At 56.5% G+C, this 13,090-nt stretch carries 9 protein-coding genes and 1 riboswitch; of the genes, 3 read left to right on the top strand and 6 right to left on the bottom strand.

Annotated elements, in window-relative coordinates:
- Window positions 1-3: 3 nt before the first annotated feature.
- Window positions 4-3,585 (top strand): FtsX-like permease family protein, encoded by a 3,582-nt coding sequence (locus OZX67_RS07365; RefSeq protein ID WP_277142151.1) that lies wholly within the window; start codon window positions 4-6, stop codon window positions 3,583-3,585.
- A 288-nt stretch (window positions 3,586-3,873) separates the two neighbouring features.
- Here OZX67_RS07365 and OZX67_RS07360 read toward each other — a convergent pair whose 3' ends face one another.
- From OZX67_RS07360 to OZX67_RS07345, 4 genes are all read right to left on the bottom strand, one after another.
- On the bottom strand, window positions 3,874-5,808 hold the full coding sequence (locus OZX67_RS07360; RefSeq protein ID WP_277142149.1) for a bifunctional hydroxymethylpyrimidine kinase/phosphomethylpyrimidine kinase: 1,935 nt from the start codon (window positions 5,806-5,808) through the stop codon (window positions 3,874-3,876).
- A gap of 104 nt (window positions 5,809-5,912) precedes the next feature.
- Window positions 5,913-6,938 (bottom strand): bifunctional hydroxymethylpyrimidine kinase/phosphomethylpyrimidine kinase, encoded by a 1,026-nt coding sequence (gene thiD / locus OZX67_RS07355; protein ID WP_277142147.1) that lies wholly within the window; start codon window positions 6,936-6,938, stop codon window positions 5,913-5,915.
- Window positions 6,939-7,130: 192 nt separating this feature from the next.
- A complete protein-coding gene (gene thiE / locus OZX67_RS07350; protein WP_277142145.1) occupies window positions 7,131-7,871 on the bottom strand; it encodes a thiamine phosphate synthase in 741 nt (246 codons plus the stop codon).
- Between the two features lie 297 nt (window positions 7,872-8,168).
- The gene (locus tag OZX67_RS07345) at window positions 8,169-9,104 is read right to left on the bottom strand and encodes a hydroxyethylthiazole kinase (RefSeq protein ID WP_277142142.1); all 936 of its coding nucleotides are present in this window, start codon (window positions 9,102-9,104) and stop codon (window positions 8,169-8,171) included.
- Window positions 9,096-9,217, bottom strand: a riboswitch (TPP riboswitch). Its footprint overlaps the gene before it by 9 nt.
- A 131-nt stretch (window positions 9,218-9,348) precedes the next feature.
- On the opposite strand from OZX67_RS07345, the gene OZX67_RS07340 reads away from it, so the two are divergent.
- The gene (locus tag OZX67_RS07340; RefSeq protein WP_277142140.1) at window positions 9,349-10,404 is read left to right on the top strand and encodes an acyltransferase family protein; all 1,056 of its coding nucleotides are present in this window, start codon (window positions 9,349-9,351) and stop codon (window positions 10,402-10,404) included.
- 142 nt (window positions 10,405-10,546) lie between these two features.
- Here the strand turns inward: OZX67_RS07340 and OZX67_RS07335 are convergent, their stop codons facing one another.
- Window positions 10,547-11,176 carry an NAD(P)H-binding protein gene (locus OZX67_RS07335; RefSeq protein ID WP_277142138.1) on the bottom strand — a complete coding sequence of 210 codons (630 nt, stop codon included), beginning with the start codon at window positions 11,174-11,176 and terminating at the stop codon, window positions 10,547-10,549.
- A gap of 242 nt (window positions 11,177-11,418) precedes the next feature.
- Window positions 11,419-12,033 (bottom strand): NAD(P)-binding domain-containing protein, encoded by a 615-nt coding sequence (locus OZX67_RS07330; RefSeq protein WP_277142136.1) that lies wholly within the window; start codon window positions 12,031-12,033, stop codon window positions 11,419-11,421.
- 568 nt (window positions 12,034-12,601) lie between these two features.
- On the opposite strand from OZX67_RS07330, the gene OZX67_RS07325 reads away from it, so the two are divergent.
- The gene (locus OZX67_RS07325; RefSeq protein WP_348519624.1) at window positions 12,602-12,964 is read left to right on the top strand and encodes a helix-turn-helix domain-containing protein; all 363 of its coding nucleotides are present in this window, start codon (window positions 12,602-12,604) and stop codon (window positions 12,962-12,964) included.
- The last annotated feature ends 126 nt before the right edge of the window (window positions 12,965-13,090 follow it).

Genomic DNA, 13,090 nt, shown 5'->3' with positions numbered 1-13,090 from the left:
GGTATGGCGGACGACAATACCATGCGTTCGAATTTTCGAGATGAAGACACCGTTCAGATACCTCCACTCACTGCGCAGGGTGCGGCAGCGCCAAGCCGTGCTGAACGAAAGCCGGAGGAACCGGAATTCCGCGGTTCCAAACGCATGCTGTGGCACGATATCTGGCAGGCGTTCTCGAAATCCAAAGGCCGGTTCTTCTCCATTGTGCTGCTTGTGGCGCTGGGTTCCTTCGCGCTGGTCGGCCTCACCGTTTCCGGGCCCGATATGCGCGATACGGGCAACGCCTACTTTGCCGAGCACCATCTGGCGGATCTGAGTGTCATCTCGAGCTACGGGCTCGACAAGGCCGACCGGCAGCAGATCGACAAGGCGCCGGGGGCCTCACGCATCGAATACGGTTACCTCAAAGATGTTGTGGTGCGTGGCAGCGACGAAAGCGTTCGCGTGCTTTCCGCGCCGAAGGATGTTTCGACCTACCATCTGGTGTCGGGAAGGATGCCGAAAACCGCACACGAAACGGTCATCGATTCCAAGCATCAAGGCAAATATCCGATCGGCTCAACGCTTAAGCTCACCGAAAAGCCGGATGCGCTGGGGCGTAAGGTGCTGCGTCACGACAGTTTCAAGGTCGTTGGCGTAGTCGATTCCACCGAAATCTTCAGCTCGGTGAATCTGGGGCCTTCGACCTCCGGTTCCGGTTCGCTGGACGGCTACGCGGTGGTGACGCCGGGTGCTTTCAAGTTCGATGATTATATGATTGCGCGGTTGACCTATACCGACCTCGACCGCATGCGCGACCATTATTCATCAAAATATAATGACGCTTTGCAGGTCCATAAGAAGGCGCTTGACAAGATACTCGCCGGACGGCCCAAAGCTCGTCGGCAGGCCATCGAAAATCAGGTCAAGCCGCAGATCGACTCCGGTCGGCAGCGGGTCGACGACGCCAAACAGCAGCTCGACAGCGCTCGTCAGCAATTGAGTGATGGCAAGACGCAACTGGACAATGGCAACCAGCAGCTTGCCGCTTCGAAACAACAGCTGGCCACACAGGTCGCAACGGCCAAGAAACAGATCGCCGCGGCGAACGCGAAGATTGCACAGGGGCAGAAGGAATACGATGCGAGCAAACAGCAGTATGACGCCGGGGCCGCGCAGATTGCCTCGGCCACGCAGCAGGTCAACGATGCCTATACGCAGTTGAAGGCCGGGCAGGCGCAGATTGACGGGAATTCGGCGAAGCTTGCGGCTGGCAAGAAACAGGCCGACGACGCGGTGGCTCAGGTCGCGGCCGCGCAGCAGTCGGTCAATCAGGGAATAACGACATTGCAGGGGCAGATTGACGCCATCAATAAACAATTGCAGAGCGGTGCTGTTCCTCCCTCTCAACAGACACAATTGACGGCTGAACGTGACCAGCTCAATACGCAATTGCAGCAGCTGCAAGCCCAAGCTCAGGTTGTTGCGCAAAAGTCGGCAGAAGCAACGCAGGGCCGTGACGCTTTCATCAACGGAACCTACAATCCCGGCATCGCCCAAATCCAAGCGGCACAGGCGCAACTCAACGCAAAACGTACCCAGGCGGATGCTGGCGATGCCCAGTTACAACAAAAGCAACAGCAGCTCGCGGCGGCCAAAACCAAACTTGATCAGGCGGCAACCCAGCTGGCGCAGGCTCGCGCGAAGGTTCAGCAGTCACAGCAGCAGCTGGCAACCAAACAGCAGCAGGCACAAGCGCAGATTGATGCCGCACAAACAGAGCTCACTGAGAAAACCAACGAATACAACACCAAAAAAACGCAATTCGACCAGGCCGAGCCTGACGCACAACGCAAAATCAACGATGCCGAACAAAAGCTCAATGATGCCACCGCCATGCTTAACGCCGTGGACGATCCTGTCTATTCCGTCGATTCCAAGCGCGAAACCCCAGGTTCCGACGGCTACAAGATCTACGATTCGATTTCGGTGATTGTCGACTCGCTTTCGCACATCTTCCCGTACTTTATGTACTTGGTCGCCGCGCTGGTCACCTTCACTACGATGACCCGTTTCGTCGACGAGGAACGCATCGACGCAGGAACGCTCAAAGGGCTGGGCTATTCCGACCGCGATGTGATGAAGAAGTTCGTGGTCTACGGCTTCATCGCCTCGATTCTGGGTGCCATCATCGGCATCGTCACCGGTCACACGCTCCTGCCGGTAATCGTCTACAACGCCTATAAGGTCGGCTTCAATGTGCCGATGATTCATCTCGGATTCCACTGGCAGGTCACGTTGCTCGCCGTGGTGCTGGCCATGCTGAGTGCCGTGGTGCCGGCGGTGTGGAGCGCCGCACGCGAGCTCAAGGAACGGCCTGCCGCGCTCATGCTGCCCAAACCGCCGAGCGCCGGCTCCAAGATCCTGCTGGAACGCATACCTTTCATCTGGAACCATCTGAACTTCACCCACAAGGTGACCGCGCGCAACATCTTCCGATACAAGCAGCGCATGTTCATGACCATTTTCGGCGTGTGCGGCTCCGTGGCGTTGCTGACCGCCGGTTTTGCGGTGCAGGGCTCGATTTCCGCCATTAACCAGCATCAGTTCGTCGACGTTATGCATTACAATCTTATCGCCGCGGAGAATGCCCACGTCACTGATTCCCAGAACAAGGCCATTGGCAAGCGGCTTGAAAAGCCCGATATCAAGCGCTCGCTGCCGGTTCATTACGAATCGATAACCAAGGTCGCCGGCCGCAATGGCGACAAGCAATCCGTGACGATGCTGGTGCCGAAGAATACTTCGACGTTCAACGACTACATCAAGCTCGACACCCGCCAAGGCCATCACCCGCTTTCGATGGAATCCAACGGGGCCATAATCTCCGAGCGCCTTGCAAACCTCGTGCACGCCAAGAAAGGTGACACCATCGACTTCCAGAACGGCGCGGGCAAGACCTACCGCGTCAAGGTCACCGGCATCTGCGAGATGTATCTGGGCCACTTCATGGTGATGAGTCCGTCGGCCTATCGTTCCGTGTTCGGGCAACGCTACCAGACCAATGCCTATATGGTCACGCTCAAAGACGGCAGCATGGCCAACACCAAACGGCAGGCGGCTTCGTTCATGCGGCTTGGCGGTATTCAGGGCGTGGTACAGAACACGACGCTCATGCATCAGATTGATGTGGTCGTCAAGGCCCTGAACCAGATCATGTGGGTGCTGATTATCGTGGCGACCATGCTCGGCGTGGTCATCCTTTACAACCTCACCAACCTCAACGTTTCCGAGCGTGTCCGCGAGCTCTCGACCATCAAGGTGCTGGGCTTCTACAACGGCGAGACCACGATGTATATCTACCGCGAAACGATTCTGCTTTCGATTCTTGGCATTTTCGTCGGCTACGGTTTCGGCGCGTGGCTGCACCGCTACATCATTACCGCCGTCCCGCCCGACGACGTCATGTTCGACCCGTCGATCACCTGGCTCGCCTTCGTGGTGCCGGTGGTCGTGGTCGGTCTCATCACCGCCGCGTTGGGTTGGTTCGTCAACTCGAAGCTCAAGCGCCTCGACATGCTTGAGGCGCTGAAATCGGTGGACTGAAGTCGGCGGGCTGAATCACTGACTTTTGGGTTCTCTTGTCTCGTGCGTGCTTCCGTTCATCGTCGCTGGCTACTGTCGGGAAAGTGCATGTTAGCTGTGTCTGGGCGCACTTTTCTGACGGTAGTGCGTGAAAAGTGTATGTTAGGTCGGCGTAGTTGCACTTTCTTGACAGTCCCGTCGGAAAAGTGCACTTTGACTGAGCTTAGATGCACTTTTTCGACGGTACTGCCGATAGCGCGCAGGCTAACGCAAGATCGGATTGCCTTTCGGGCCATGTCTGTTGCGCTTCTACCGCAACTTCCTGGTCAACGCCTGGTCGAAGAAGCGGTATTCGTGTTCGGTGGAGCCTAGGGCGGCATCCATCATCTGGTTGTAATCGGCCATGCTGGATGAGGCTGCGAGCTTGTCGCAGATACGCAACTCCTCGAGCGTGCGCGAGGTGAAACCTGGGTCGGCGTACATGCGGATCCACAGACCGTAAGGGTGGTTGTCGAGGTCGAGATTGCGCTCGCGAACCTGCTCTTTCATTTCCTGCCCGATGACGGAATAGACCCAGTAGCAGGGCATGACCACGGCGACCAGTGCGGAGTACGAGCCAGTGTCGGTGAAACGATGCTCGTGGCCGAGGTAGGCGGCGGTGGTCTCGCTCATCGCCGCGCGTTCGATGCTGAAACCGTGCTCCCGATACCACTGCCGGTGGAACGTGAGCCCTTCCTCCAAGCCGTACGAGGCGGCATCGGCGAAGAACGCGCGTTCGCGCGGGTCGGCGGCGCGGCTGCTTGCCAGCGCCAGCAGCGATGTGTAATCGGTCAAATAAATGTCATCCTGATGCAGGTAGAACGAGAAATCGTCCAGCGGCAGCGTGCCATCGAGCATGCGTTCGATGAAGGGCATCTTGGCGATGCGCTCGCGAATTTCGGCGGTACGACGCCAATAATCCTCGGTGAAACTCAGTCCGGTGGGCGAGTGCTGCCAGGTGAAATCGACGGGCCCGTGGCCATGTCCGACATGCAGACCGTCCGCTGCGGCAATGGCACCGGTCATCCAGGCTTTGGCTCGTTTCGCGGTTTCGACCCAGTCGTTGCACTGTGGACGCAAGGCCGCGAGCGTGCTTGAGAGGGTATCGCCTGTCCCATGTACGTTTTGCGTGGGAACGGCCGCGCCTTCGATGCGGGTGATAGATACCGAGGTTTCGTGTTCGAACGTGGGTTTGGATGAAGGCTGATGTGTTTGATTGGGCCCTAGTGTTGGGGCTGGAAGAGAAGATGATGCCAATGTTGATGCAGTATCGGACGGACTATCAGCGGGTGTTTCAGTTTGAGGTTTGTCTGCGGAAACGGTTGGTGTGCCTGATTGGACGGCATTACTTTCGGTAGTTTTGGCTGCAATCGTTGGTACAGCAAGGATATCGCTGCATTCCTTGTTACCGCTTAAGGCTAAAGCCCCGCCTTTTGCGTAAACGGCGACACCGAAGCGAGCAGCCACGGATTTCGCCAACCGTTCCATTTCCTCATATGAACGAGGAGCTTGTAGGGCAGCGTAACCATTGGCTGTCGAGTTATCTGACGAGGCAGAGTTGTTGAATGGTTTGTTTTCAATATTTCTGGTGGTTGAAATATCGCTGTCTAATGGTGTCTGATCGCCCATCGTATCAAGCGCAGCCAGTTCCATCACATTAGGCGTGATGATGTCGGCCAGAGGAATCAGCGTGGTCAGTGCCTGTTCGGCTTCGGCTGTGAGCAGGCGGTCGCCGGACTTGGCGTACATCACCGGGTCGAGTACGACGGTCGGTTTGGGTTTGCCGCTGGTTTTGTAATCCTTCAGCAGTTCGATCAGCCATTCCCGTACGGTGTCGACCAATTCCGGCGTGCCGAGCATGCCGATTTTCATGGCATCGATATCGGCGTCATCGCTTACGGCCTTGAGTTGGGCGAGCAAAAACGATGGTTCGACGTTGACGATATCGGTGACGCCTTGTGTGTTCTGTGCAAGTACACTGGTCATCGCGGCGTAGCCGAAGACGCCCTGTGCGGTGAACGCCTTCATATCGGCCATCGTGCCGGCCCCGCCAATCGGGTCCGAGCCTTCAATTGAGAGCACGCGCAGGCGTGATGGTTTGGTTTTATTGAGGCGCTCGTCGTAGCTTTCCTGCATGCTGAGCAGTTTGATGATGGCTTGAGCTGAATCGGCGTTCAACGCTTCTGTGATATTTTTGTTTTCCATTGCTGCTGAATTGTTGTTTAACGGTGCTGTCGTATTTTTCATATCGTTTGCATTTGCATTGTTCGGAATCTCATTGAAATCAACGGAATCGGTAGTGTCGTTCATTATCGAATTTCCTCTGTCTCATTTTCATGGCGCCATTGCCAGGCGTGATCCATTGGTCCGGAACTCGCTCCGAGGTCAAGGCCGGCGGCGATGCAACCGGTGAGATAGTCTTTGGCGCTCTGCACGGCTTCAGCCAATGATTCACCTTTGGCGAGGCCCGCGGCGATGGCGCTGGAAAGCGTGCATCCGGTGCCATGGGTGTTGGGATTGGCGATACGTTTGTGACGGAACCAAGTGGTTTCCCCGTTGTCTAATAACAGGTCGTTGGCACCATTGTGCCTGTGTCCGCCCTTGATAAGCACCGCGCAGCCGCCGCAACGTTGAGCAATGCGTCGTGCGGCTTCGATGGTGCTTGCTGCGTCATGAATGGTTAAACGCATGGGTTCATTGACGGTATTGCTTTCCTGGATTGAAGTCTCGGACTTATTGACGGTGGTTTTGCCATTGATGATTTCGGATGCGGTTCCGGTGATGGGATTTTCGGCATTCGTGGAATTGGATATGGTTTGTGTGGTGAAGTTGTCGGAATGAATGTCAAGCTCGAAATTTGCCAGTACCTCGGCCTCGGGGATGTTCGGGGTCACCAAAGTGACCAGTGGAAGGAGCTTCGTGTGCAGCGCCTGAACCGAGCTTTTGCTACTCAACCGGTCGCCGCTGGAAGCGATCATCACCGGGTCGACCACGATATTAGTGGCGTGATAATGTTCAAGGCGTTCCGCAATGACCTCGATAAGTTTGGCGTTTGGCACCATACCGATTTTGACGGCGTCTGGCCGGATGTCCTCGAACACAGCATCGATCTGGGCAGCCAGCATATCCGGGGATGTAGCGGCGGAGGTCCGTACGCCGGTGGTGTTTTGCGCAGTCAACGAGGTGATGGCACTCATGCCATAAACTCCGCAGGCCATGAACGTCTTGAGATCGGCCTGAATACCGGCCCCACCCGACGAATCGCTGCCCGCGATGGACAGCACCGCCGGCAGCCGGTAGGGGCGGACAGGGGTTGATTCCGCTGAGTCGTTCATTGATTGTGTGCTCGTCATCTGTCTGAAGTGTATCTCCTGCGATTTGCTCATCTATACGACATGGCGTGATTTGCGAAGCATGTATATCTCAACCGAATGTCTCTTATTGCTTTGTGATGATTGCTTGAGGTTGTTTCATGCGCAACCGCTGCAAAGCGATAAGACCGACGGGTGAATCACGCCGCCTACCTTTCAGCCACGCTTCGCGCGCGCGGCTTTCCACGAGTCCACCATGGCCTTGGTGGTGGCTTGCGGATCGTCGGCTCCGGCGATGGCCGAAACCACGAACCAGCCCGCGGCCTGTGTTTGCGCCAATTCCGGCAGATCCTCGAGCTTCACACCGCCGCCCACGACGATGGGGTAGTGGGATTCCCGGCACAGCGCGTTGATGGATTCGGTGTCCTGTGTATGGCGCTTGTGGTCGGCACCGATGACGATGCAATCGGGCTTGGTGGTACTTGGGTGCAGCGGCCCCGCGCCGATGTAGTCGATGGTGCTGGCGGGCAGCGCGTTGGCGGCCTTGACCTCGCCGAGCACCTTGCAACTCAGTCCGATAATCGCGTCCGGGCCGAGCAGTTTGCGAGCTTCGACCGGGTTCATGTCATCCTGCCCGATATGGATCCCGTCGACCTTGATGCCCATGTCTCTGCACTGCCAAGCCACGTCCGCGCGGTCGTCAATAACCAGCGGAACCGTTTCGGAGGCCCCAGCTTTGGCGATGACGTTGGCGGTCTGACGTGCGATTTCGGTGATATCCCTGGCGTCGCCCGGCTTTACACGGATCTGAACAAAGGTGATGCCACCGGCCAACGCCTGCCGCACAATGTCGGGAACGGGCCGTGATTTGGTGTCCGCAGGCCCGAGCACAAGGTAGGAGCTCAGGTCGAAGCGGTCGCGCATGGAGGGGAATGGTGTGTTATCGGTATTGGTCATAATTGACTCGATTCATTTCAATGGTGCGGATTGCGCAGATGAGGTTGCGCGGATTTCTTTGTGTAAAAGTGGTCGAGGTTGGTTCGCAAAGTTGCAAAACAGGCATGAATATTGCTTTTCTGTCTCCAATACTTGTGAACCGGTCTCTTGCCGTTGGGTTAGAGGCAGGAAACCGATATTCTGCCCTTAACCCAACGGGAACCCGCGTTTGCTATTGCGTTAGGGGCAGGAACGTTGCTATTGTGCCTCTAACGCGACTAAAATGGCAGGTTCCAATTGGATTAGGCATACTCTGATCTAGGCCAGAATCGGTGAAGCAGCGATTTGCTCGGGCGTGGTCGACCAAAGACCGTCAAGGAAGGCAACCTGGAAGGAACCCGGACCGTGCGAATTGGCCTCACCCGTTTCGCTGGCACGGTTGTAGAGTGCGCTCGCGGCGACGGCTGCGGTCAGCGGGTCGGCGACGGCCAGATACGTGGCGACCACGCCGCCCAGCGAGCAGCCGGCCCCGGTGATCTTGGTCATCATGGCGCTGCCACCGGGCAGACGATACGTGTGCTCGCCGTCGGTGACGAGGTCGGTTTCGCCGGAAACGGCAACGGCACTTTGTCCCTGTGCGTCGCCTTTGGCAATGAACTTCGCCAAAACGCGTGCGGATTCCTCCGCAGCCTCGACGTCATCAGCCGATTCCACGCCAACAGGCCCGCTGGATTTCTTCGATTTGCCATGCTTCTTGCCGTTTCCATCTCCGTCCAGCGGCAATTCCCACATTTCGCGCAGCTTGATGATTTCGGAGGCGTTGCCGCGGATGATGGTGGGCGGCGCCGCCTTGAACGATTTCAAGATATCGGTACGCGTGGTGCCAAGTCCCGCAGCCACAGGGTCGAGCACCCAGCGATGGTGATCGGCGTGGAAGTGCCTGGCGATTTCCTCGAGCGCGTCCTCATAGAAGGGCAGCAGCGTGCCGACGTTGATATAACTTGCGCCGCTGGCCACCTCGCCGTCGGCGATGTCGTCGGGCAGGAAACTCATGGCGGCCGCACCGCCCGCCGCCAATTGCGCGTTGGCCACGAGGTTGATGGTGACGAAATTGGTGAAGGACTGCGCCAGAGGTGTGGTGTCCCGTACGGTCTGCGCGGCCTCGCGGATGCTCGCACGCAGCGGATCGTCTGAAGCCAGATCGGCCAGATTGTTCAGATTGTTATTTGTTGATGAGTATGAGTCATTGACCATATTCGCGTCTCCCTACGATGGTATTAACCAACAGGTTCCAAGGGTCGAGCGTTGTGCTCGTCTCAACTTGCGTGCCCGCCGAAACGGCCTCGCAGGTTCCCCTGCACTTACAGTTCCTGACGCTATGCGCTTCATTGGACAAGGTGGATTTCCGGCCATCGGGTATGGCTGGCTTCCGCGATATATCATCTCGGTATATTCTGGGGTTTGTTGTTGGCAGAGACGTAGAGGCAGGGAGAGTGGGATGAGCTCAAGAGTGCGCTATTTCGATATCGCCAAGGGCATTGCCATGATCGGCGTAGTCCTTGGCCATAGCATTCTTCTGGTCTCCCCGATGGGCACCGTCTCGAACTGGCTCTACATCTTCTTTTTCTCGTTCCATATGCCGCTGTTCTTCCTGCTTTCCGGGTATTTCATGCATCCCGATCGCCGATTCGCGTGGCGCAAGGAATCAAGGGAATTGCTGCTTACCTACATCATCACGGCTGCCACGGTGGTGCTTCTTCACCTGGTTGTCGCGCTTCTGACCCATCGTGACATCGCCGGCATCGTCGGCGGTTGGACGGTGGCCGCGTTGTACGGTTCGGGCTCCGACATGACCAATGCCCTTTTCCCCATGTCGCGCTATATCGGTGCCATATGGTTTCTTCTGGCGTTGTTCTGGGCACATCTGCTGGTCCATGTCGCCTACCGTCTTCCTGGCACCCCGTTGTGGATCCTTGTTTTCTTCGCTTGCGGCTATGCGTCTTCACGTTACGTCTGGTTGCCGTTGAGCGTGCAGGCTGGTTTGACGGCATCGCTTTTCGTGTATTTGGGATGCATGGCAAAACGTTTCGATGTCGTCGGGATCTTTCGCCGCTGGCCCGTCCTGTGGGTTCCCAGTGCGATCGTCTGGGCCTTGGCAATGTGGAAATTCACTGCATTCGGTTTGGCGACGAACGCTTACGGGCAGACCCCGCTGCTTTCCATTGTTGGCTCGATTGGTGCCACGTTGTGTATCGTCGGCTTTTCTTCGGTCATTGACCGCTGGGTGCCTTACCTCAACAAAGCGTTGGCACTGATCGGCAGGTACACGCTTCCGATTTTCTGCGCGCATCTTCTGGAGGAGGATGACTTGCCTTGGGGCACCATCGTCGAAAGGCTTCAGCCGATTGTCGGCTACCAGGCAGAGCCGTTTGTCATTTTTGCAGCGCGTTCGGTCCTGATCGCGGTGATGGTTCTGCTGCTCTACCGGATTCCGAAGATCAACGTCGTTTTCTTCCCTTCGCTGGCCAAAAAGATTGCGACATCGAAATTATGAGCATTCCTCGATTTGGCGGTTTGTCTTTGCCTGGTCGTGCAGCGTTCGATTGAGATTATCCGATAATGCAAAAGTCGTCGCCTTCCGTAACCGAACTCGGTTGAAGGCGACGACTTGTGGATTCTGATGTACCCGCGGTTACTTACCAGCGCACGGAAATGCGCTCGTGGTCGTGCGGCTTGTCGGTGGCGATTTCGTCAACCATGGCCATCGCGTAATCGGCGTAGCTGATGGCGCTCTTGCCGTCCTTGTCGGTGGTGTATTCCTCACCGGCCAGAACGTACTTCCCGGTGCGCGGGCCGTCGGCCTGAAAATCGCCGGCGGGGCTCACATAGGTCCAATGCACGTCATCGCGGCCTCGTAGCGCGTCGAGCGCCTTGCCCATGGCCAGCGGCACACCCTTGATGTTGTCGGGGAACGAGTCGGAAAGCTGCTTGGTGTGGGCCTTGTCCGTGTAGAGGCTGCCCGCTCCGCCGACCACCAGGAGACGGGTGTCGCTGCCCGAAAGCGCGTCGGCGAGGTGCTTCAACGAGGTACTGTGCTCGTCGAGCTTGGCCGGGTCGAAGATGCCGAAAGCATCGACCACCGCGTCGAAACCGGTGAGATCGGCGGCGGTCAGGTCATAGAGGTCCTTGATGATGGCGTGCTGGGCTTTGGTTTTGTTCTCGTGCCGCGCGATGGCGGTGACGTCCATGCCGCGGTTCACGGCCTCTTCGACGATCAGACGTCCGGCCTTGCCGTTGGCGGCGACCACTGCGATTTTCTTGCTCATAATATCGTTCTTTCCGTAGAGATTATTGGTTGATTGGTTGTTCGGCGGATTCAAAGGCAACGCGATTCAATCCTCGTTTTGGCAGACCTGTCGTTATCCGAAGATTCTGTTTTATGCCTGTTTGAATGGCTGGTTCGTGGTTGACGTGAACGTGCTCGTTGGCGTCACTCCAGATTGTTGATGTTCTTGTAAGCGACATCAACAATCCCCGCAACGGTGATGTCGCTTAATAAGTGCCGAAACTACTTGACGACCTTGAAGCCGCTGGTCCACTGCGTCCCGCCGTTCATGGCCAGCACCATCTGCAGCGCGCCGAAGCCTTCCATATAGGAGGCGCGCTTGAGCGGGCCGGCATCCACGAAGCGCAAATCAGCAGCTTCGATGACGGCTTGCAACGCTTTCTTCGCGTCGTCGTTGTCGGAAGCGGCCATCACCGTGGTCGGAGCACCGTCGTTCGTTCCGCTGGCGAGAGTCGCAGCGAAATCGGTGTTGAACGCCTTGACGACCTTGGAATTCGGCAGTTTCGCGGCCAGTTCCTCAGCAGCTGAGTGAACACCTTGCGGCAGTGCCAGATCCATGGTGCCGAAATCGACGGGGTTGCTCGGATCCACAACGATTTTGCCGGCCAACTGTGCGCCGTAGTCGTCAACCACGCTTGCTTCGGCCGAGTAGGGGAGCGCCAGAATGACGATGTCGCCGGTGATTTCATCGCTCCATTGCGAAGCGGTGACGCCCGGAATGGCGGCGGCCTTGGCCTTGTCACGGTCGATGACCTGTACGTCGGCTCCCGCTGCGACGCCGATGCCTGCGACTGCTGCGCCGATGTGTCCTGATCCGAAAACGGTGATGCTTGTCATGATGTGCTCTTTCCTGTCTATTTGATTGGTGGTTCTTACGTTGTGCCGTGATTCCAAAATCCGGAATTTCAGCAGATGCTATAATTGTTACTGTACCGGAGAACGACCTTGAAAGTTGGTAGTTACATTTAGGAGGTATAGGTACTTTTAGGTAACTTTTGCGAATTTCCAACTGAAATACAATTTCAAGAATTTAAAAGATAAGCTATTAGATGAACAGTCATTTAATGCGATAAAGTCCAAAAGTACTGTTAGTTTCTAAAAGTAACCATAAATAATTCCTGAATTGTCTGGATTCTCATGAGGCTGCTGCGTTCCGCTACTTGCGCGTCAATCGGAATGTCACAGGAGAGTGGAGTCGGGTGTTTCGCTCCGGTGTAGATCGGAACACAGGTAAGGCGGTTTGGCGCAGACGGTGCCGTTTTGGACGATGATGGAATGAATGGTGATGAACTCGCAAGATGGGAGAGATATGAGCGAAACAAAGAATGTAGTCAAAGTGAACAATTCCAGCACTGGCCTTGCAAACGATAGTGATGTAAACGTTAATAATGCGTACAACGTCAACATGGCCGATGGCAAAGCGAACGAAGACAGTGGCGCCAAGTCCCTTCCCGCATGTCCGGTCGAGACGACGATGACCCTGATCGGCAACAAGTGGACCGTGCTCATCGTGCGTGACTTGCTGCAAGGTACCAAACGCTTCAGCGAGCTGCGCCGTTCGGTCGGCAACGTTTCGCAGAAAGTGCTCACCTCGAACCTGCGTGAGATGGAGGCCGACGGTTTGGTGAACCGCAAGGTCTACGCCGAGGTGCCGCCGCGTGTCGAGTATTCCCTGACCGAAACCGGCCGCAGCCTCAAAACGGTGATCGACGCCATGCGTACGTGGGGCACCGGCTACCAGCAGGCTATGCTTCATCCGGTCGACTAGTCTGAACCAGTGAGAAAAGCGTCAAAATCGCACACAAAAGGTGCTTTTCTCCTCAGCTAAGGTCTAAACCCGTGGGGAAAGCACTATTTTGGGCCTATTTTGGTGCTTTTCTCACTGATTAGATGG

It is taken from the genome of Bifidobacterium sp. ESL0728, from assembly GCF_029392015.1.
GTDB lineage: Bacteria > Actinomycetota > Actinomycetes > Actinomycetales > Bifidobacteriaceae > Bifidobacterium.
The sequence above is the reverse complement of the archived record's forward strand: the minus strand, read 5'-3'. Positions and strand labels throughout refer to the sequence as shown.

Excerpts from the sequence above, each read along its gene's own strand:
- OZX67_RS07365 (WP_277142151.1), top strand. The coding sequence starts at position 4 with ATGGCGGACGACAATACCATGCGTTCGAATTTTCGAGATGAAGACACC.
- OZX67_RS07360 (WP_277142149.1), bottom strand. The coding sequence starts at position 5,808 with ATGGAAAACAAAAATATCACAGAAGCGTTGAACGCCGATTCAGCTCAA.
- thiD (WP_277142147.1), bottom strand. The coding sequence starts at position 6,938 with ATGAACGACTCAGCGGAATCAACCCCTGTCCGCCCCTACCGGCTGCCG.
- thiE (WP_277142145.1), bottom strand. The coding sequence starts at position 7,871 with ATGACCAATACCGATAACACACCATTCCCCTCCATGCGCGACCGCTTC.
- OZX67_RS07345 (WP_277142142.1), bottom strand. The coding sequence starts at position 9,104 with ATGGTCAATGACTCATACTCATCAACAAATAACAATCTGAACAATCTG.
- OZX67_RS07340 (WP_277142140.1), top strand. The coding sequence starts at position 9,349 with ATGAGCTCAAGAGTGCGCTATTTCGATATCGCCAAGGGCATTGCCATG.
- OZX67_RS07335 (WP_277142138.1), bottom strand. The coding sequence starts at position 11,176 with ATGAGCAAGAAAATCGCAGTGGTCGCCGCCAACGGCAAGGCCGGACGT.
- OZX67_RS07330 (WP_277142136.1), bottom strand. The coding sequence starts at position 12,033 with ATGACAAGCATCACCGTTTTCGGATCAGGACACATCGGCGCAGCAGTC.
- OZX67_RS07325 (WP_348519624.1), top strand. The coding sequence starts at position 12,602 with ATGGCCGATGGCAAAGCGAACGAAGACAGTGGCGCCAAGTCCCTTCCC.